The sequence below is a fragment of the Sulfurihydrogenibium sp. genome, assembly GCF_027448985.1.
Taxonomy (GTDB): Bacteria; Aquificota; Aquificia; order Aquificales; family Hydrogenothermaceae; genus Sulfurihydrogenibium.
On record NZ_DAIDMN010000004.1, the window covers coordinates 23,235 to 43,560 of the forward strand.

At 34.1% G+C, this 20,326-nt stretch carries 22 protein-coding genes and 1 tRNA gene; 9 read left to right on the forward strand and 14 right to left on the reverse strand.

The features are described from left to right. Positions 1-5: 5 nt before the first annotated feature. The 5 genes from nuoL to nuoH are packed head-to-tail and all read right to left on the reverse strand — an operon-like array spanning position 6 to position 4,399. Positions 6-1,952 carry an NADH-quinone oxidoreductase subunit L gene (nuoL, locus tag NE054_RS00855; RefSeq protein ID WP_297887242.1) on the reverse strand — a complete coding sequence of 649 codons (1,947 nt, stop codon included), beginning with the start codon at positions 1,950-1,952 and terminating at the stop codon, positions 6-8. 4 nt (positions 1,953-1,956) lie between these two features. Continuing rightward, positions 1,957-2,259, reverse strand: a complete 303-nt coding sequence (gene nuoK / locus NE054_RS00860; protein ID WP_297887245.1) for an NADH-quinone oxidoreductase subunit NuoK — start codon at positions 2,257-2,259, stop codon at positions 1,957-1,959. After that, the gene (locus tag NE054_RS00865) at positions 2,260-2,793 is read right to left on the reverse strand and encodes an NADH-quinone oxidoreductase subunit J (RefSeq protein ID WP_297887248.1); all 534 of its coding nucleotides are present in this window, start codon (positions 2,791-2,793) and stop codon (positions 2,260-2,262) included. Next, entirely contained in the window at positions 2,784-3,386 is a 603-nt protein-coding gene (locus NE054_RS00870) for an NADH-quinone oxidoreductase subunit I (protein WP_297887250.1), read from the reverse strand. The genes NE054_RS00865 and NE054_RS00870 overlap by 10 nt, the downstream gene beginning before the upstream one ends. 2 nt (positions 3,387-3,388) lie before the next feature. Beyond that, positions 3,389-4,399 (reverse strand): NADH-quinone oxidoreductase subunit NuoH, encoded by a 1,011-nt coding sequence (nuoH, locus tag NE054_RS00875; protein WP_297887252.1) that lies wholly within the window; start codon positions 4,397-4,399, stop codon positions 3,389-3,391. Positions 4,400-4,628: 229 nt separating this feature from the next. Here nuoH and thiD point away from each other — a divergent pair, with 229 nt between their 5' ends. Continuing rightward, positions 4,629-5,453: a bifunctional hydroxymethylpyrimidine kinase/phosphomethylpyrimidine kinase gene (gene thiD / locus NE054_RS00880; protein ID WP_297887253.1), complete on the forward strand. Its 825-nt coding sequence runs from the start codon at positions 4,629-4,631 to the stop codon at positions 5,451-5,453. Here thiD and nuoD read toward each other — a convergent pair. The 3 genes from nuoD to NE054_RS00895 are packed head-to-tail and all read right to left on the reverse strand — an operon-like array spanning position 5,409 to position 8,047. Next, on the reverse strand, positions 5,409-7,154 hold the full coding sequence (gene nuoD, locus NE054_RS00885; protein WP_297887256.1) for an NADH dehydrogenase (quinone) subunit D: 1,746 nt from the start codon (positions 7,152-7,154) through the stop codon (positions 5,409-5,411). The genes thiD and nuoD overlap by 45 nt on opposite strands. A 12-nt stretch (positions 7,155-7,166) precedes the next feature. Beyond that, on the reverse strand, positions 7,167-7,685 hold the full coding sequence (locus tag NE054_RS00890; RefSeq protein WP_297887259.1) for an NADH-quinone oxidoreductase subunit B: 519 nt from the start codon (positions 7,683-7,685) through the stop codon (positions 7,167-7,169). Then, positions 7,676-8,047, reverse strand: a complete 372-nt coding sequence (locus NE054_RS00895; protein ID WP_297887263.1) for an NADH-quinone oxidoreductase subunit A — start codon at positions 8,045-8,047, stop codon at positions 7,676-7,678. The genes NE054_RS00890 and NE054_RS00895 overlap by 10 nt, the downstream gene beginning before the upstream one ends. Before the next feature lie 289 nt (positions 8,048-8,336). Here NE054_RS00895 and NE054_RS00900 point away from each other — a divergent pair, with 289 nt between their 5' ends. From NE054_RS00900 to NE054_RS00915, 4 genes are all read left to right on the forward strand, one after another. Beyond that, positions 8,337-9,185 carry an IS982 family transposase gene (locus NE054_RS00900; protein ID WP_273019189.1) on the forward strand — a complete coding sequence of 283 codons (849 nt, stop codon included), beginning with the start codon at positions 8,337-8,339 and terminating at the stop codon, positions 9,183-9,185. Positions 9,186-9,290: 105 nt separating this feature from the next. Continuing rightward, entirely contained in the window at positions 9,291-10,967 is a 1,677-nt protein-coding gene (gene carB / locus NE054_RS00905) for a carbamoyl-phosphate synthase large subunit (protein WP_297887271.1), read from the forward strand. Between the two features lie 10 nt (positions 10,968-10,977). Beyond that, on the forward strand, positions 10,978-12,804 hold the full coding sequence (leuS, locus tag NE054_RS00910) for a leucine--tRNA ligase (protein ID WP_297887273.1): 1,827 nt from the start codon (positions 10,978-10,980) through the stop codon (positions 12,802-12,804). Then, positions 12,804-13,934 (forward strand): cysteine desulfurase family protein, encoded by a 1,131-nt coding sequence (locus NE054_RS00915; RefSeq protein WP_297887275.1) that lies wholly within the window; start codon positions 12,804-12,806, stop codon positions 13,932-13,934. The genes leuS and NE054_RS00915 overlap by 1 nt, the downstream gene beginning before the upstream one ends. On the opposite strand, the gene NE054_RS00920 is transcribed toward NE054_RS00915, so the two are convergent. Beyond that, positions 13,917-14,099, reverse strand: coding sequence for a flagellar biosynthesis anti-sigma factor FlgM (locus tag NE054_RS00920; protein WP_345780595.1), 183 nt, complete (start codon positions 14,097-14,099; stop codon positions 13,917-13,919). The genes NE054_RS00915 and NE054_RS00920 overlap by 18 nt on opposite strands. Positions 14,100-14,171: 72 nt before the next feature. Between NE054_RS00920 and tsaB the strand changes: the two genes are divergently transcribed. The 4 genes from tsaB to NE054_RS00940 all read left to right on the forward strand — a co-directional run bounded on the left by tsaB (position 14,172) and on the right by NE054_RS00940 (position 16,877). Beyond that, positions 14,172-14,753, forward strand: a complete 582-nt coding sequence (tsaB, locus tag NE054_RS00925; RefSeq protein ID WP_297887280.1) for a tRNA (adenosine(37)-N6)-threonylcarbamoyltransferase complex dimerization subunit type 1 TsaB — start codon at positions 14,172-14,174, stop codon at positions 14,751-14,753. Between the two features lie 41 nt (positions 14,754-14,794). Further along, positions 14,795-16,003, forward strand: a complete 1,209-nt coding sequence (locus tag NE054_RS00930) for an N-acetylmuramoyl-L-alanine amidase (RefSeq protein WP_297887283.1) — start codon at positions 14,795-14,797, stop codon at positions 16,001-16,003. Then, positions 16,000-16,767 (forward strand): type III pantothenate kinase, encoded by a 768-nt coding sequence (locus NE054_RS00935; RefSeq protein ID WP_297887285.1) that lies wholly within the window; start codon positions 16,000-16,002, stop codon positions 16,765-16,767. Before NE054_RS00930 ends, NE054_RS00935 begins: the two co-directional genes overlap by 4 nt. Before the next feature lie 19 nt (positions 16,768-16,786). Continuing rightward, a tRNA-Ser gene (locus NE054_RS00940) sits at positions 16,787-16,877 on the forward strand. Position 16,878: 1 nt separating this feature from the next. Here the strand turns inward: NE054_RS00940 and gmhB are convergent. The 5 genes from gmhB to ilvC form a co-directional block, all read right to left on the reverse strand. Further along, positions 16,879-17,427 carry a D-glycero-beta-D-manno-heptose 1,7-bisphosphate 7-phosphatase gene (gene gmhB, locus NE054_RS00945; protein WP_297887287.1) on the reverse strand — a complete coding sequence of 183 codons (549 nt, stop codon included), beginning with the start codon at positions 17,425-17,427 and terminating at the stop codon, positions 16,879-16,881. 356 nt (positions 17,428-17,783) lie between these two features. Next, positions 17,784-18,026: a molybdopterin converting factor subunit 1 gene (gene moaD, locus NE054_RS00950; RefSeq protein WP_297887290.1), complete on the reverse strand. Its 243-nt coding sequence runs from the start codon at positions 18,024-18,026 to the stop codon at positions 17,784-17,786. Next, complete coding sequence (locus tag NE054_RS00955) at positions 18,016-18,681, reverse strand: 2,5-diamino-6-(ribosylamino)-4(3H)-pyrimidinone 5'-phosphate reductase (RefSeq protein ID WP_297887292.1); 666 nt, start codon at positions 18,679-18,681, stop codon at positions 18,016-18,018. The genes moaD and NE054_RS00955 overlap by 11 nt, the downstream gene beginning before the upstream one ends. 9 nt (positions 18,682-18,690) lie before the next feature. Next, positions 18,691-19,314 (reverse strand): CDP-alcohol phosphatidyltransferase family protein, encoded by a 624-nt coding sequence (locus NE054_RS00960; RefSeq protein ID WP_297887295.1) that lies wholly within the window; start codon positions 19,312-19,314, stop codon positions 18,691-18,693. A 3-nt stretch (positions 19,315-19,317) separates the two neighbouring features. Then, complete coding sequence (ilvC, locus tag NE054_RS00965; protein ID WP_297887303.1) at positions 19,318-20,316, reverse strand: ketol-acid reductoisomerase; 999 nt, start codon at positions 20,314-20,316, stop codon at positions 19,318-19,320. Positions 20,317-20,326 lie beyond the last annotated feature (10 nt).

Consider the following 20,326-nt stretch of genomic DNA (forward strand, 5'->3'; position numbering starts at 1 on the left):
TCCTCCTACTTTAAAAACAAGAATAGTGATAAGAATATAACTACACCTATAAGCATCTGTAAAACATAACCACTGATTCTTCCAAGCTGAGTTTTTCTTAAAACCTCTCCAGCAAATAAGGAACCTTTTCCAGAACCATCTACTATTCCATCTATAATAACCTTATCACCTACAAACCATAGTACTTTTGAAAGTTTGTAATATCCATAAACAAAAATTTTATAGTAGATAAGGTCAAAATACCATCTGTTATAAAACAGATTGTATATAGGTCTAAACATCTCTGTAAGCTTGACAGGGTCTACTTTTCTTAGTTGATAAATTATGTACGCTGTAAATATACCAGCTAAAGCAGTTCCTAAAAGTAATATACCTAAAAACGATGTTAAAGAATGTCCTAAGAAATGAAAAGCATTTGGTTCTATATGAACATGATGGGCTCTTGATAAACCTTCATGAACTAAAACTTTCACCTCTTCAGGTAAAAATTTCATGTAAGTTGGTTCCAAAGATGGTTTTAAGAAGTTTATAAAAAACTCTCTGAAAAATCCTAAAACTACGGTTGCAACCGCTAAAACGATTAATGGTATTGTCATGTTAGGTGGCGATTCATGAACATGCTCCCTTATGTGAGGGTCTAACCTATCTCCGTCAAAGAAAGTTAAGAAGAAGAGTCTAAATATATAGAAAGCTGTAAGAAAAGCTCCACCCCATAAAAACATGAACACAAACGTATTTATCTCATAGGCTCCCTCTATGATAGGGTCTTTACTGAAAAATCCAACAAATGGTGGAATACCAGCTAACGCAAGAGAACCTATTAAAAACGTTCCTGTTGTGATAGGCATCGCTCTTCCTATCTGACCCATCTTTTGAACGTCTAAAAGGTGGTGAAGGGCGATTAATACACTACCTGAACCAAGGAACAGCAATGCCTTAAATACCGCGTGAGAAGTAAGGTGGAACATTCCTTCTGAGAAAAGACCTAAACCTTCCGCTGCAAACATGTATCCAAGCTGTGATAAAGTTGAGTAAGCTATAATTCTTTTTATATCATTTTGAACAAGTCCCATTGTTGCAGCTAAGAATGCTGACATTGTTCCTATAAATAAAACAGTATCCAACGCAATTTCAGAGCTTGCAAACACAGGCATCAGTCTTGCAACCATGTAAACACCTGCTGCAACCATAGTAGCTGCGTGAATTAAAGCAGAAACAGGTGTAGGACCTTCCATCGCGTTTGGAAGCCATATATGAAGAGGTATCTGAGCTGACTTACCAACAGCTCCACCGAATAAAAGTAGTGCTATTGCTGTTATTACCACATAATCAACACCAGCAAGTTTTCCAAATATCTCAAGGTAATCTAAAGTTCCAAATATTACAAAAGCAAGCAAGATTCCAAGTAAAAACAACCAGTCTCCTACCCTGTTAACTACGAAAGATTCCATAGCAGCGTTAGCCGCAGATTTTTTGTAGTGCCAAAAACCAATAAGAAGGTAAGATGCTAAACCAACACCTTCCCATCCAAAAAATAACTGAACAAGGTTGTCAGATAAAGTTAGCATAAGCATCATAAATACAAAGAGAGACAAGTATGCAAAAAATCTCGGATACGATTCATCTCCTTTCATGTATCCGGTAGCAAATATAAAGATAAAAGTTGATACACAGGTTACAACACAGGTCATCAACGCTGAAAGAGGGTCCCATAAAATACTTACGGATATGTTGTAATCTCCTACCGTCATCCAGTTGAAAAGTTTAAGGTTGTAGTAATTTCCTGTTGTAGCTACATCTATAAAGCCTTTTATTGAAGCGATAGCGGATATAGCTACTCCAACAACCGCTACTATTCCGGATAAAGGTTCTCTTAAAAACTTATAACCAAAAAGTCCAATAATAACAAAAGCAACCAGTGGTGAAAACGGTATTATCCATAAGTACTCCATAGCCTTACCCCTTTAACTCTGTTAATTTTTCAACATCAACATCTTTTTTCATTCTGTAAATTGCCATGATTAATCCAAGTCCTATGGCAGCTTCAGCAGCTGCAATTGTAAGAATAAAAAACACAAAAACCTGTCCTACCACATCGTGGAGTTTCATATCAAAGGCAACGAATGCGATGTTAACAGCGTTTAGCATCAGTTCAGTGGAAATAAGCATCGCTATTATGTTTTTCCTTACTATAACACCTATCAAACCAAGAACCATCAAAAGTCCACTTAAAGCTACGTAGTATTCGTAAGGAACCATTTACGCTCCTCCTTCTTTTTCATCTTCTACAATGTCTTTCTTACCAAGTAATATCGCTCCTATCATCGCAACCAACAAAATCAAAGAAGCTACTTCAAAAGGAAAGAGGTACTTTGTAAACAGTAATGTTGCAACAGCTTTTGCATTTGATATTTCTTTAAAAATATCCGGAGAAAATATACCGGTGTTAGAAGCCCAAAGCCCATAAACAGATACATAAGCGAGTTCCAAAAATAGGATGAACCCAAACGGTGCTGATAAAAGAGCGTATTTAGGGTCAACAGCTTCTCCTTTGTACTGTGGAACAGTTGAGATTACCAACACATAAAAAACAACAATAGCAACTGCATAAATTAAGATTTGTAATGCTCCTATTAACTCTGCTCCAAGATTAAAAAACAATCCGGATATAGCTATTAAAGTTGAGATTAAAGATAAAACAGAATATACAATATTTTTGAAAAACACAACTCCAATAGCAGAAATAACTGCTATAGCTGATAAAACCCAAAAAGCTACCACACTTAACTCCATTTTATCTGCCCCCATAACTTAATTCTTTCTTGGTCGTCTATCCAAATTCTATCGGGTTCTTTGAGTCTTCTTCTGTCAAAATCTTTTCCCCTTTCACTCATATCGTCCATATGAATAACACAACTTTCTCTTTGATACTTGGCAGTTTCATATATATCCGTCATGATAAGGCAATCAACAGGACAAGCATCTACACACAGACCACAGTAAAGACAGTTTAAAAGGTTCATATCAAATCTTACAACCTTTTTCTTTCCGTTTGGAAGTTGAACAGCTTCTATCCTAAATAAAGATGGCATAGGACAAGCTTGCTGACACATATAACACGCTACACACCTACTTTCACCTGTGTTTATATCCATAAACTTTTCTAAAACACTGAATGAAGGTGGTTCATTTCCATCTTTAACCCTGTGAGCGTGTGTTCCTCTAAATCTTTTTGGTGGGGTAAGTTTTTCGTATGGATATTTTGTTGTAATAGTTTTCCTTATTAAATTTTTAAAAGTCACTTTCAAACCTTTTATAAAATCCAAAAAAAGTAATTTTTCCAATAAACTTAACTTTGGTCTTTCTACATATTTTAGCTTAACCATAATTACCCTTTAACAATTATAATGATAGCTGTTATAAAAATGTTTAGTAATGAAAGTGGTAACATAACTTTCCAAGCTATTTCTGTAATTTGGTCCACCCTGTACCTTGGTAGTGTCCAATGGACCCATAAAAAGAACATAAACATCATAAATACCTTTAAGAAAAACCAAATAAATGGAGATAAAACTCCGAAGATATGAGGACCTTTCCATCCACCAAAGAAAAGTATAACTGCAATAGCACTTAAAACAAATGTTCCTATATACCATTCAGCTAGTGGAAAAAGACCAAATTTCATTCCGGAATACTCAGTGTTATATCCGGATACAAGCTCCGCTTCCGCTTCTTGAACGTCAAAAGGTGTTCTTCCCGTTTCCGCCAATATTGCAAAAAGAATAACAATGAACGCTATAGGTTGGTACCATATAAACGCTCCAAAAAAACCTTCCTGTGCTTGAACTATCTCTCTTAAAGAAAAAGAGCCTGCCATCATTATAGGACCAACCATTGCAAAACCAAGAGCTACCTCATAACCTATAAGTACAGCAGCTTTTCTAAGACCTCCTATCATAGGATATTTACTGTTAGACGCCCAACCTGCAAATATAACACCGTAAATACTGATACTACCAAAAGCAAGAGCTAAAATTAATCCAATATTTAAATCTGTTATAAAAGGTTTAATTTCTATTCCAAAGATTGTAAAAGGGTCTCCAAAAGGAACAACCGCAAGTATCATTATAGCCGGAACGAAAGCCATCAAAGAAGCAAGATAAAAAAGAACTTTATCAACGTTGTTTGGAACCAAATCCTCTTTCGTTAGAACTTTTAGAGCATCTGCAATAGGTTGGAGTAAACCATGATATCCAACGTGAAGAGGTCCGGGTCTTTGTTGAACATGTCCTGCGAACTTTCTCTCTATCAAGGTTAGGTAAGCAGCCGCAAGGAACATGCCAACTATAAATATTACAGACTTTATAACTACTCCTATTACAGTAGCTAACATCTCCATCAGCAACCTCTTATTCTGGTTTTAATATTTAAATTATCTTAACATAAGAATTGAAAAAATTAAACACCGTTTTATTAATTTTTTCGAAGAATTCACTTAAGTTTTTGATTTAAATAGAATTTTACCATTACAAAATGTATAAAATTACCGTTAAAACGTAAAATAGTATGAAAATTCAAAGGTTAAACCTTGTTATAATTTTAATAAAAAATTCGGAGGTTGAAAAAAATTGATAGCGAAAGCTTTAACTATAGCAGGGTCCGATAGTGGAGGTGGCGCAGGAATACAAGCGGATTTAAAAACGTTTACATCCTTAGGTGTCTATGGAATGACAGCGATAACGGCGATAACTGTCCAAAATACGGTTGGAGTTTTTGGTGTACATCCAGTTCCACCGGATATAGTTTACGGTCAAATAAAAGCTGTAGCAGAAGATATAGGAGTTGACGCTTTAAAAACAGGTATGTTATTTTCGGAAGAGATAATACAAGCTGTATCTCAAGGTGTAAAACATTTTAATTTAAAGAACTTGGTAGTAGACCCTGTGATGATAGCAAAATCTGGAGACCCATTACTGAAAGAATCTGCAAGGAAAACACTTATAGAAAAACTACTACCTGAAGCTTTGATAATAACTCCTAACATTCCGGAAGCTGAGGATATATGTAAGTTTGAAATAAAAAATATAGAAGATATGGAAAAAGCCTGTAAGTTTATATACTCATTAGGACCTAACTATGTAGTTTTAAAAGGTGGTCATTTAGAGGGAGATACAAAAATTGACGTTGTTTACGACGGTAAAAACTTTGAGTATTTAAAAGCAAAAACAGTTCCTACAAAAAACACTCATGGGACTGGATGTACATTTTCAGCTGCTATTACAGCCTTTTTAGCCAAAGGTGAAAAACCACTAGATGCTATAAGAAAAGCTAAAAAGTACATACACGGTGCTATAGAAAACAGCCTTTCGTTAGGTAAAGGACATGGTCCACTGAACCATACATGGAATTTATCTGTCAGTTTCTCCAACGACAGGGTCGATACTTCCAAGTAGAGCAACAGCATCAGCTACCGTTCTACCTTTTATAAGTTTAGGGAATATCTGTAAGTTATAAAACGCTCCAGACCTTATTCTTAATCTGTAAGGTCTGCCCTCCCCTTTACTAACCATGTAAAAACCTAGTTCTCCTCTTGGATTTTCTCCGGATAGGTAAATTTCCCCTTCAGGAGCCTTTTCTCCGTATATTCTGAGATTAAAGTCTTTAACCATAGCTTCTATGGATAAGTAAGTTTCTTGAAGAGTTGGCAAAACATAAGGATTTTCCGTAGCTAAATACTTATCATCTTTTAGTTCTTCCAATTTTTTTATACACTGCTGAATTATTTTTACACTTTGCTTCATTTCTTCCATTCTAAGTAAGTATCTGTCATACGCATCTCCAACAGTTCCTAATGGAATTTCAAAATCTACCTCTGAATAGGCATCGGTAGGTTGGATATACCTTATATCATAAGGAACTCCAGCACTCCTTGCCATAATTCCTGTAAGTCCATACTGGTAAACATCTTCTTTACTTACAACTCCTACATCTTTGTTTCTTTTTATCCAAATCCTGTTTTTTGTAAGTAAGTCCTCATAGTCTTTTATTCTTGATGGAAAATCTTTTACAAAGTGTTTTATAACATCAATGGCTCCTTCCGGAAGGTCGTATCTTACTCCTCCTATCCTAAGGTACGATGAGTTAAGTCTTATTCCGGCTATACCTTCTATTATATCCATTAATTTTTCTCTTTCTCTAAATGTGTAAAGGAACATAGTTAATGCTCCAAGGTCCAATGCAGTTGTCCCAAGCCACAACAGATGGCTGTTTATCCTTTGAAGTTCAGCCATCATTGTTCTAATCCACTTTGCTTTTTCGGTAGGTTCAACACCAAGGAGTTTTTCTACCGCATTTACATACGCTATATTTGAACAAAGGGCAGATATATAGTCCATCCTATCTGTGTAAGGAATAATTTGGGTGTATGTTAAATCTTCAGCTAACTTTTCTATTCCTCTATGGAGTTGTCCTAAAATGATATCACAGTTTTTTATAGTTTCTCCTTCTAAATCAAACAAAAACCATATTGTTCCGTGTGTACCAGGATGAAGTGGTCCCCAGTTTAAAACTATCTGATTTTTTTTCTCAATTCTTTTTCTTTCGGTAATTTCTAAATCTTCTAAAGTTGGAATAGCGGTGTGATAAGGGTCGTAATCATGACTTGGAATGTTATCTCTCTCGTTTAGAGAAGGTAAGTATGTATCTTTTATTCCCTCTTTAGGAAAGTCTTTTCTAAGAGGATAGTAAGGATAAGTTTCCCATAAAAACATTCGGACAAGGTTTTCATGCCCTTCAAATTTTATTCCAAACATATCGTAAGCTTCCCTTTCAGCCCATTTAGCTCCTTTCCACAGAGGTACAATAGAAGGTAATGTTTCATCTGTCCATGTTTTAACTATGATTCTTTCGTTATACTCCGGAGAGTAAAGGATGTAAACAGCTTGAAATCTTGGATTGTGAAGAGGATAATCTACAACTGTAAAGTCTATAAACATTTTGAAAGAGTATTCCGAATTTTCTTTAAGGTACTTTAATAGGTCTAAGATTTTCTCTTTTTCTATCTCTACAGTTGTAGCGTTTTTATATTCTTTTATTTTCAAAGTTGGGAAGGCAGACCTTAAAGATTCTGCCTTCTGTAAGTTTATCCATAACAAAATTAGCCTCTTTTATTTCGAGATAGGTTTTGATTCGGTTGGAATTCTTATAGGTATCTCTTTTAACTGTTTTCCTTCCTGTTTTTCTTTTATTTTCTTTTGAAGTTGCATTATACCCCACAGTAACGCCTGAGGTGTTGGAGGACATCCGGGAATGTAAACATCAACGGGTATTATTCTATCTACACCTTGAAGTGTAGAGTATGTAGGAAATGGTCCTCCACCTGATGCACATCCTCCCATAGAGATAACCCACTTAGGGTCTGGCATCTGTTCGTAAATAAGTTTAAGCATAGGGGCAACTTTGTTAACAACCGTTCCTGCAACAATCAAAACATCAGACTGTCTTGGAGAACCTCTGAATATTATTCCAAGCCTGTCTGTATCAAACCTTGAAGCTGCTGTATGCATCATCTCAATAGCACAGCATGCAAGCCCAACAGAAACAGGCCACAAAGAGTTTCTTCTTCCCCAACTTAAAACTTCTTCTACTGTTGTTAAAATTATTCCACTGTTTCCTGTTATTGCCATTTTAACGCTCCTTTTTTCCATGCATATAAATATCCTAATATAAGTATAAACAAGAATAAAAACATTTCTGTAAATATGAATCCGGCTGCAACCTGAGCAACTTCTTTAAATATGACAGCCCACGGAAATACAAATGCAGATTCAAGGTCAAACAACACAAGCAGTAAACCTAAAAGGTAGTACTTTTGGTCTATGGTTGTCCATGTTGATTTATCGTAAAGAGGTACACCACACTCGTAAGGATATCCCTCATATGGCTCTGGTGTTCTTGGTGCTAATAGTCTGTTTAGGATAAGTAAAGCTGCACCTATAACGACCGCTAAAACGAAAAATACAACCAATCCAAAGTATCCTGTAGCCATCCGTTGCCTCCTGCAAATGTGTAAAATTAGAATAACCCAAAATGAAAAAGAATGCAAGATTTTTATAACACGGTTTGAAAAATTTTTAACCCTAACCTTAGTTTCCAATTCAGAAAATAGTTTATAACAAAAATATACTTCCTTATGTGTTTACTTTGCTACAGAAAAGTTTGCTTAAATTCTTAAATTGGAAATTAGGGTTAAAACCCTAATTTCCAATTCGAAAAAAAGATGAAATAAAAAACCTCCAGTGGTATCATAAAGTAAAACTACCACTGGAGGTAAAATCATGACTTTTAGAGATTATATCATAAACGTTTATATTCTGACAGATGAAATCCTAAAACTCATAAAACATAAACATAAAACAAATAAGCCTAAATTCTCTGATGTAGAGCTTATAACTCTCATCATATTTTCTATGAGCTATAGAAAAGGTGATTACAAAATAACACTTAAGGAATTTAAAGAGAATTACAATGACCTTTTCCCTTATGTTCCTCAATTACCAGCAATAGTAAAAAGAGCTAAAAAACTATATAAACTTGCTCAAGTAATCTCAATCATTCTTACAAATTTATTTTCTGAGAAGATAACCACAGTATACATAGCAGATACAAAACCAATACCTGTTTGTAAAAATCAAAGAATGAAAAGAAACAAGAAAGTTTCTGGTAAGTTATACAAAGGAAACAACGGAACAAGAGAATGGTTTGGTTTTAAAATAGGATTAATAGTGGATTATTACAAAAGACCGATAGGATATGAGATTATTCCAGCTTCAAAGCATGATATAAACTTTTTAAAGGAAGTAAAAGAGGACAGTGTTTTGATAGATATATTAAACAAAGGGACAATAATAGCAGACAAAGCTTTTAATTCAAAGGATTTAAAAGAAGAATTTAAGAGTTTAGGAATAGAGTTAGAGGCTATAAGAAAGAAGGGGAAAGTACATCACAAACAAAAGGATAAACAAGAGTTTTTAAAGAGAGTAAGGAAGAGAATAGAGACAGTATTTAGCAAGTTATACTATATGGGAATAGAGGATATCAGGGCAGTATCTTTAGAAGGATTTAAAGCTAAGATAAACTTCTTCATTTTAGCTTTAAGTTTTGCTACTTGTCTTGGTTTGTTTTAAAATTATTTAAATTTAAATTGGAAATTAAAGTTTAAACATTAAAGTTTATATCTGTATATTCCAAAAATGCTAAAATATATATCTAAAATCTCAACGAGGTAAAGTATGCCAAAAAGGACTGATATTGAGACAATCCTTCTAATCGGATCCGGACCTATCATAATAGGACAAGCTGCTGAGTTTGATTACTCCGGAACACAAGGAGCAAAAGCTTTAAAAGAAGAAGGATATCGTGTTATTTTAGTTAACTCAAATCCGGCTACCATAATGACAGACCCTAACATAGCCGATAGAACTTACATAGAACCTTTAATCACACCTGTTTTAGAAAAAATAATAGAAAAAGAAAGACCAGATGCCATTTTGCCAACCCTTGGAGGACAGACAGCCTTAAACCTTGCAATAGACCTTTACGAAAAAGGAATACTTGATAAATACAATGTAGAACTCATAGGTGCAAAGTACGAAGTTATAAAAAAAGCAGAAGACAGAGACCTGTTTAAAAAAGCTATGGAAAACATAGGTCTTTCTATGCCTAAAAGTGCAGTTGTAAAATCTTTAGCAGAAGCGGAAGAAGTTATAGATTGGATAGGTTTTCCGGTTATTATCCGTCCATCTTTTACATTGGGAGGAACCGGAGGTAGTATAGCGTACAACCGAGAAGAGTTTTATCCTAAGGTAAAAGCCGGATTAGACGCATCTCCTATCCATGAAGTATTATTGGAAGAATCTGTTATAGGTTGGAAAGAGTTTGAAATGGAAGTTATGAGAGATAAAAATGACAACTGCGTTATCATATGTTCAATAGAAAACCTTGACCCTATGGGAGTTCATACGGGAGATAGTATAACCATAGCTCCAGCTATGACTTTATCAGATAGAGAGTATCAGATACTTAGAAATTACTCAATAGCCGTTATGAGAGAGATAGGAGTTGAGACAGGAGGCTCAAATGTTCAGTTTTCTCAAAATCCAAAGACAGGAGAGTTTTACGTTATAGAGATGAACCCGAGAGTCTCAAGGTCTTCCGCTTTGGCATCTAAGGCAACAGGTTTTCCAATTGCAAAGATAGCAGCGAAGTTAGCCGTAGGATACACCCTTGACGAACTTCCAAACGACATAACCAAAAAAACTCCTGCATCCTTTGAACCTACAATAGATTACATAGTGGTAAAAATACCAAGATTTGACTTTGCAAAATTTCCGGAAGCGGACCCAACTTTAACCACTATGATGAAATCCGTTGGAGAAGTGATGGCAATAGGAAGAACATTCAAAGAAAGCCTTCAAAAGGCATTAAGAAGTCTTGAACTTGGAAGATACGGTTTTTATATGGGACTTGAAAAAGTAGATGAAAACACTTTGAAAGAAAAAATAATAAAACCTAACCCTGATAGATTATGGTATATAGCAGAAGCTTTTAGAAGAGGATTTACAGTTGAGGAAGTAAACAAGCTTTCCCATATAGATATATGGTTTTTAAGTCAGATAAAAGAAATAGTTGACTACGAAATCTATCTATCAAAAAAAGATGTTAACTCCATTACGGACCAAGAGCTTGAGAAAGCAAAACAGTGGGGATTTTCAGACAGAGAACTTGCAAGACTCTTAAAAACTACCGAAGAAGAGATAAGAAAAAGAAGAATACCAGTCTCTTATAAAGTGGTTGACACGTGTGCAGCAGAGTTTGAAGCGTTTACACCTTACTACTACTCATCATACGAATCTTTATCCGGAAAAGTAGAAGAAAACAGTGTTGTTTATTACAGAGACTCTGAATAAGGAGAAGAAAATGGAGTACAGATTTCAAGAAATAGAAAAAGAATATTTAGAAAAATGGGAAAAAGAAAACATTTTTAAATCTACGGAAAACCAAGATAAATCAAATAAGTACTATGTTTTAGAGATGTTTCCATACCCATCTGGAAAAATTCATATGGGGCATGTAAGAAATTACGCGATAGGAGACGTTATAAACAGGTACTACCGGATGACAGGTAAAAACACCCTTCACCCTATGGGATGGGATGCATTTGGAATGCCAGCAGAAAACGCAGCCATCAAAAGTGGTGTTCATCCGGCAAAATGGACTTACGAAAACATAGACTACATGAAAAAACAGCTAAAAAGACTTGGTTTTTCCTACGATTGGGAAAGAGAAGTTACAACCTGCAATCCGGATTACTACAAATGGAACCAGTGGATATTTTTAAAAATGTTTGAAAAAGGAATAGCATACAGGAAGTCTGCCCTTGTGAACTGGTGTCCCCATGACCTTACAGTTTTAGCAAACGAACAAGTTATAGATGGGAAGTGTTGGAGATGTGGAACACCTGTAGTCCAAAAAGAGATACCATCTTGGTACTTAAAAATAACGGACTACGCAGAAAGACTACTTCAAGATTTAGAAAAACTCAAAGGTAAATGGCCATCTCAGGTTTTAACAATGCAAGAAAACTGGATAGGAAAATCTATCGGAGCAACCATAAAGTTTCCAATAAAAGATTTCCAAGAACACTTAGAAGTATTTACAACTCGCCCAGATACGATATACGGTGTTACATTTATGGCTGTTGCTCCAGAAAATCCAATCGTATTGAAATTAGCGGAAGGAACACCTTATGAAAAAAAAGTCAAAGAATTTGTAAATAAAATAAAATCTATGTCTACAAAAGAAAGAGCAATATTGGAAGAAAAAGAAGGAGTTTTTACAGGGAAGTACGCTATAAATCCACTAACAGGTGAAGAAGTACCAATATACGCTGCCAACTATATACTCTGGGGATACGGTACAGGTGCAATAATGGCAGTACCTGCCCACGACCAAAGAGACTTTGAATTTGCCAAAAAATACTCTCTTCCTATAAAACCAGTAATAAAACCCGTTGACAAAGATTGGAACTTTGAAAAAGAAGCTTACGAAGATGAAGGAATTTTAGTAAACTCAGGTCCCTTTGACGGTCTTAAATCTTCCCAAGCAAAAGAAAAAATAGTTGAGTTTTTAGAAGAAAAAGGTATTGGTGAAAAAACCATAAACTACAAACTAAGAGATTGGAACATATCAAGACAAAGATACTGGGGAACACCAATACCGATAATATACTGTGATACCTGTGGTACAGTGCCCGTACCAGAAAAAGACCTTCCAGTTATACTTCCTCAAAATGTAGAATTTACAGGTGTAGGAGGTAATCCTTTATCAAAAGTTGAGGAGTTTGTAAACACAACCTGTCCAAAATGTGGAAAACCTGCAAAAAGAGAAACGGATACAATGGACACTTTTGTTGACAGCTCTTGGTACTTCCTTAGATACACGGACCCGAAAAACCAAGAAAAACCATTTGACAAAGAAAAAGCAGATTACTGGATGCCTGTTGATATATACATAGGTGGCATTGAACATGCAGTATTACACCTTCTTTACTCCAGATTCTTTACAAAATTTTTAAAAGATATAGGACTTGTTGAGGTAGATGAACCTTTTGAAAAACTATTAACACAAGGAATGGTCCTAAAAAAATGGATAAGTATAGAAAAACTCCTTGAAATATTAGGTTTAGATGAAGAGTCAACTGTAGAAGAACTTACGGAAAAAATTAAAGAATTTTCAAATAAGTGATGATTTACTTAGATAATGCTGCGACAACTTTGGTTTTACCGGAAATTTTAAACTCATTAAAAGATTTGTACTCAGAATACTTTGCAAATCCAAACTCTGTTCACAAAGAAGGACAAAAAGCAAGACATTTAATAGAAAAAAGCCGGTTTTCCATTGCAGAGTACCTTGGTTGTAAATCCGATGAAATAATATTCACATCATGTGCTACTGAAAGTAACAACTTAGCCATTTTTGGACTTGCTGAAAGCTATCCGGATAAAAACCACATAATAACAACTCCTATAGAGCATAAATCAGTACTCATGCCTTTAAGACAACTTTCAAAAAAAGGATACAAAGTAGATTTTGTAAAGGTAGATAAAAACGGAGTTGTTGACTTAGACCATCTTAAGAGCTTAATAACAACTAAAACTTTGTTAGTATGTGTAATTCATGGAAACAACGAAACAGGAGTTTTACAAAATTTAAAAGAAATAGGAAAAATATGTAAAGAAAAAGATGTTGTATTTTTTACAGATACGGTACAATCTTTCTGTAAAGAAAATATACCTATTGAGTATGTTGACATGTTTTCTGTATCCGGACATAAAATAAATGCTCCAAAGTCCATAGGAATCCTTTACAAAAAGGAAAATATAAAACTACAACCAATTATATTTGGTGGAGGTCAAGAAAAAGGTTTAAGGTCCGGAACTCAAAGCCCTCCCCTTGTACATTCTTTGTATATGGCAATTGATTACTGGCAAAAAAATAAAGAAGATTTAGTAAATCATCTAAATAGTTTGAGGTACACTTTTGAAAAAAAGATTAAAGAAAATATTCCGAATTTACATATAGTTGGTGAAAATGTGTCTCGTCTTCCAAACATTACAAATGTTATCTTTCCCAAAGTTGATGCCCAAAGTTTAATAATAGCTTTAGATACACAAGGGATAGAAGTGTCTTCCGGCTCTGCATGTTCTTCCGGAACTCCCACCCCCTCCCATGTTTTAACGGCTTACGGATACTCAGAAAAAGAAGCTCTGTCCTCTGTCAGATTTTCATTTGGCATTTTCAACACCTTAGAAGATATAGATATAGCGGTAGAAAAAATTACTGATATTTATAAGGACTTAACTTTTTTCCTTTAACTTTTTTAAAATACTTTCCACAAGCTCTTGAACTGGGACATCATACTTTCCTTCGGCTATGAGCCGTTTGATTTCTTCAATTCTTTGTACTTTCATCTCTTCCTCCTGCAATAATTCTTCCATCAACTTTTTTAAAACCTCATCTAAGTTGTTATCTTCACACATCTTACCAACCAAATTTTAAACTTCAATAAATTTTCGGTATAATTTTTAAAAACTTTAAAAAGAGGTGATTAATTGTATTTAAGTATAGATACTTTTTCTGATAACTTTGGTGTTGCTTTGTTTGATGAAGAGAAAGTATACGGATACAGAGAGTATCTAAAACCAAAACCTTTTTCTGAGATTTTAATTGTGGAAATAGATAGTATGTTTAAAACTCTTGAAATAGATAAAAAAAACCTCAAAGGTGTTATGGTTAATATAGGTTTAGGTTCCAACACAGGACTTAGAGTCGGTGTTATAACGGCAAAAACTCTATCCTACACTTTAAATATTCCTATTTACGCATATAAAACCTTGGATGTAATGATTTATAAGTATAAATACTTTTGCGGTAATGTTATAGCTGTTATCAACATTGGTAAATCGATGGTCGCTTACAAAATAAAAGACCAAGAACATTATCACATTAAAAAGTTTGAAGAGTTTTTAAAGATTTTAGAAGATTTTAAAAATTCTCTTGTTATATCAAAAAATTTAAATATAGAAAACTCAATAAAATTAAAAACATCTTTAGCTTTGGAAGGGGGTTATTTTTGCTTAGAAAATAAAAACCTCGAAAATTTATACTTACTTGAACCTATATACCACGACTAAAGATTTATATTTTTAATCCGAAAAGGAAAAAGAGGTTGAAAATGTTAAGGATAATAGTATTTCTGATAACGGTTTTATTTATAGGGTTTTCATCCGGATTTGAGATTAAATCCGGAATACACAACGAAAAGGTTAGGATAGTTTTAAATAACATAAAAGATGCAGATATTTTGACGGTAGATAACACAGTTATCATAAAAGTTAAAGATACATACCAAAAATCCAATTTCAAAGTGGACCCATCAGTAGTAAAAGAGTTTGAAGTTTACATGAACGAAGAAAAGAACTCATCTTTGATTTACATTACACTACAAGATGGAAGTTCTTTTAAATACTTTACTCTTTCAAATCCGGATAGATTCGTAATAGATATAAACAAACCCTTATCGGTTAAAAAGGATATAAAAAATCCGGAAAAATCTGAAGAAAAATCAACATCACAAGCTGATGTTCTTGCCAATATCCTTAAAAATTTAGAAAACCAAATAAAAGACACTTCTGTATCCTCTTTAGAAATAGAAGTTCCTAAAAGCTTTTCGGGAAAGAAAAAAATTATAGTTATAGACCCAGGACATGGAGGACACGACCCGGGAGCAATAGCAAACGGTCTAAAAGAGAAAGACATAAACTTAAAAGTAGCATTAAAGTTGAAAAACTATCTTGAAAAAGATGGAAGATTTAAAGTTTATCTAACAAGAGAAAACGATACGTACGTTCCTTTATACGATAGAACATTGATAGCATTAGAAAAGAAAGCTGACCTCTTTATAAGTATTCATACAAATGCCTCAGAAAATCCAAACCTATCCGGGACATACGTTTACACACTCAACCTTAGAGGAGCAACATCAAAACTTGCAAAAATGGTTGAAGAAAGAGAAAACAAAACAGTTTTAAATGTAGTAAAAGTTAGTGCCAATCCTAATGTAAACAAAATAGTGGCAGATATGGCAATAAGCCACACAATGACTGAAGGTTTAAATTTTGCAAAATTTATTCAAGTTAATGCAAAAAACCTTCTAAAAGATACAGAGTTTAAGAGAATTGAATCTGCAAACTTTGCAGTTTTAAAAACACCTTCCATTCCAGCTGTGTTGGTAGAAACAGCGTTCATCACAAATGAAAATGATGCTAAACTGCTGGCAAACGAGCAGTTCTTAGACAGTATAGCAAAAATACTCTATAAATCAACTGTAGATTACTTTTTCAGGTACAAAAACTTAGTGTTTAACAATAGGACAGAAGGTTGATATTAGCCGTAGATATTGGTAATACCACTGTAGAAATAGGATTTGTGGAAAGTTTAGATAATATCCAAAGTATGAAATTTAAAACGGATATAGAAAAAACTCCAGATGACTGGCTTTTAAATTTAGATTTTTTCAATAGTTTTTTTAATATAGAAAAAGCTAAAATAAAAGAGATTCTCGTATCTTCTGTCGTCCCTCAGATTGATAGTGTAATTCGTACAGCCTTTTTAAAGTATTATAATAAAAATCCTCTTTTTGTCGGTAAAGATATCTTTATTCCCATAAAAGTTAACTATGAAGACCCATCACAAGTAGGAGTAGATAGATTAGTCAACAGTTATGCTTCATTACACATAACAAAACCACCTATCGTATGTGTAGACTTTGGTACCGCTATAACATTCGATGTAGTAAATAAAAGTGGAGAATACGATGGAGGATTAATATTCCCCGGAATAGAAACATCTTTAAAGTGTCTTTTTTCAAAAACTGCAAAACTACCAAAAGTAAACCTTGAAAAACCACCATCAGTTATTGGAAAAAATACGGTAAACAGTATACAATCCGGATTGTACCATGGATATATATCTTTGGTTGAAGGTGTTATAGATAGGATAGAAAAAGACTATAAACAGAAGTTTAACATCGTGATAACAGGTGGAAATTCTTCTTTTGTTGTTTTTGATTTAAAAAGGAAATTTATATATGAGCCAAAATTACCTCTTAAAGGTCTTTTTTATCTTGCAAAAACATTTATCAAGTAATATAATATATACTCCTGATGGAGAGGTGGCTGAGTGGTCGAAAGCGGCTTCCTGCTAAGAAGTTGTGCGGGGTAAAACCTGCACCGCGGGTTCGAATCCCGCCCTCTCCGCTTACTTCCTTAAAATAAAATTGTTTACAACATCCAATACATCTTCACCTATAAAATCCGCTGTTGTGTTATCAACATACTTCATTCCTTGTCCAGTCTTTACCAAAGCTGCCTTTATACCTTCTTTATGAGCTGCAAGAATGTCGTTCTCTTTATCTCCTATCAAAAAAGATTGAGAAGGGTCTATGTTATACTCTTTTATTGCTTGTTTTATCATTCCACTTTCAGGTTTTCTACAATCACACTTTATAGAGTATTCTTCTACTATACCATTTTCATGGTGAGGACAGTAATAAACTTTTTCTATCTTAATACCTTCTTTTTCAAACTCTTTTAACATGTAATCTGTAAGTTTTAAAAAATCTTCCTCTGTGTAATATCCAACAGCTATTCCGGATTGGTTTGTAACTATAAAAAGTTTGTATCCGGATTCTTGTAATTTTTTCAAAGCCTCAAAAACGTTTGGATAAAACTCAAAATCTTCAACTCTATGTACGTATCCTTTATCAACATTTATAACACCATCCCTATCCAAAAAAACTGCCTTCATACTATCTCCTCTTTGAAAATTTTGTATAAATTATAATATGAATCATTACCATTATTAACGTCAGAATAAAGATGATTTTTGGAGAAATGTTGATATAAACTAATTTTTCCAAATAATAAGATATAAAACCTTGCGTGTAATAATCTTTCCCTGCCAATTTTCTAAAATAATTTTCCAAGTAAGTTAAAGGACATGTAAAACCAAACATTTGAAGAAAAACGGCAAAAATTCAACCAAAGATATGTATATACTTTATTTTTTTATAGAAGATACCTAAAAGAGAACCAAAAATTAAAAACAGTATCCATAAAAAATGTATCAGTATAGTTAAATCTGCTAAAATTCCAAAGATTAACTTATCCACCACTAACAGGCGGTATTATAGCAACTTTATCATTTTCATTTAAAATTCTTTCTTGTGATGTGTACTCTTCATTTACAGCTATCATTGACTTTTCTAAAATATCTTTTATATGTGGGTATTTTTTAACTAAAAAATCTATCAAATCACCAACTGTTTTACCATCTAACTCTACCGTTTCAAAGCTTCTTCCTAATTTATCTTTTATTTGTGAAAAGTACAGAATTTCAATCTTCATACTTAACTTCCCACTCAGTAATAAGGTGAGAGCCTCTTATAAAATGAGCCCTTAACTTTAGTTTGATAACATCTTCTAATGTTTTGAATCCTTCTCCTCCTACCAATGTAGGTGTGTCAGTTCCACCAACGATAAATGGCATGTGAATTATTCTTATCTCATCAACTAGTCCAAGGTTGAGTAGATTCCAATTAAGAGTAGAGCCTCCTTCAACCATCAAAGTATGTATTCCTCTACTGTAAAGAAAATCCATCATCTTTATTAAATCTACATTATCTTCACCTATCTTTACAACCTCAACTTTTTCAGATAAAGCTTCTACTTTTTCTGAAGGAGCTTTTTGAGTAGTTATTATGATTGTAGGAGCATCACTTTTTAAAACGTTAGCATCTAAAGGAATGTTTGCTGATGCTGTAGGAATTATCCTTGTTGGATTTTTCCCTTTTACGTACCTTACGGTTAGATAAGGGTTATCGGTTCTTATCGTTTCCGCTCCTACCATTATACCATCAACTTTTGCCCTTGTTTCATGTAGATATCTGTTTGCTTCCTCATCCATAAATTTCATAATTTCTTTTGAAGAAACACCTTTTGAGAGTGTTAACTTTCCATCAACGGTAAGCTCAGATAGTATAATTGTATAAGGTCTTTTCATCGCATCCTCTTAATCGTAATCTTTGTTGTACTTTATGTAAAGATAAACAATCCTTTGTAGTAAGGATAATGTTGTCAAAGCTGTTATTAGTACAAATCCAAACTCAAGTCCACCAAAGATTTTAAAATGTTCAAAAATTGCAAATACTATTATAGTTAAAAGGGTTTCTGGTCTTCCAAAGAATCCTACTCCTTCCAATGGGTCTTCTATCTTTCCTTTTTTCCTATTTGAAAATCCGATTTCTGCGTACGCAACAGGCTTTATGAATGTGTGGAGCATGTTTGCCGTTATTGCTATCGCTGTTAAGTAAGGAGTTGAGTATGTAATTCCTATAAAGAAAAGTAAAAATCCATCAACGAATTTGTCTGCAAGCCAATCAAATACAGCTCCAAATTTTGAAGCTTTTTCTTTTTCTCTTGCAACTACTCCGTCCAGCAAATCAAAAAAACCACTCATGAAAACCAGTATAGCTCCGGTTAAAGGTTTTTCTTTGAAAAAAGATATAGCGGCTAATACTCCTATTATTACCGATATTACTGTTATTATGTTAGGAGTTATACGGGTCCTCGCAAGGAGGACCCCAACTGGTTCGTACACTTTTTTAAGACTTTTTCTTTTTGATGTTAAGTTCATGTTTTATAAACCTTTACCACCAAGCCAAGGCATCATTTTTCTTAATTCTTTTCCTACTTTTTCAACTGGATGGTCTTCATCTTTTTTAACAAGTGCGTTAAAGTGAGGTCTGTTTGCTACATTTTCAAGTATCCATTCTTTTGCAAACTCACCTTCTTGGATTTCTTCCAGTATCTTTTTGTAAAGAGGTTTGACTGCTTCATAAACTCTTTTTCCTCTTGTTACGTCTCCGTACCTTGCTGTATCTGATATTGAGTATCTCATTCCGGATATGCCGTATTGGTATATAAGGTCAACTATGAGTTTTAACTCATGTAAACATTCAAAGTATGCAACTTCTGGTTGATATCCAGCTTCTATCAATGTTTCAAATCCGGCTTTTATTAAAGCTGTTGCTCCACCACACAGAACTGCTTGCTCTCCAAATAGGTCCGTCTCCGTTTCTTCTTTAAATGTGGTTTCTATAAGTCCTGCTCTTGTACAACCTATACCTTTAGCGTATGCCATCGCAATTTCTCTGGCTTTTCCTGTAAAGTCTTGGTAAACTGCAAATAATCCAGGAACTCCTTTTCCTTCTTCATACATCCATCTGACTAGATGTCCTGGACCTTTTGGTGCAACTAAGAACACATCAACGTAAGCAGGTGGAACTATCTGTCCAAAGTGTATGTTGAATCCATGGGCGAATGCCAAAGCGTTTCCTTCATCAAGGTTTGGAAGAATTGCCGATTGGAAAAGTTGAGGTTGAACTGTATCTGGAGTAAGTATCATTATTACGTCTGCTTTTTTAGCAGCTTCATCCGGAGAGTAAACTTCAAAACCTTCCGCTTTTGCTTTTTCTATAGACCTACTTCCTGCAAGAAGTCCTACAACAACCTTTATACCACTGTCTCTTAAGTTTAGGGCATGGGCGTGTCCTTGGCTTCCATAACCTATTATAGCTACGGTCTTATCTTTCAAGTAGTCTAAGGATGCATCTTCGTCGTAATAGATGTTTGCCATTTTTTCCTCC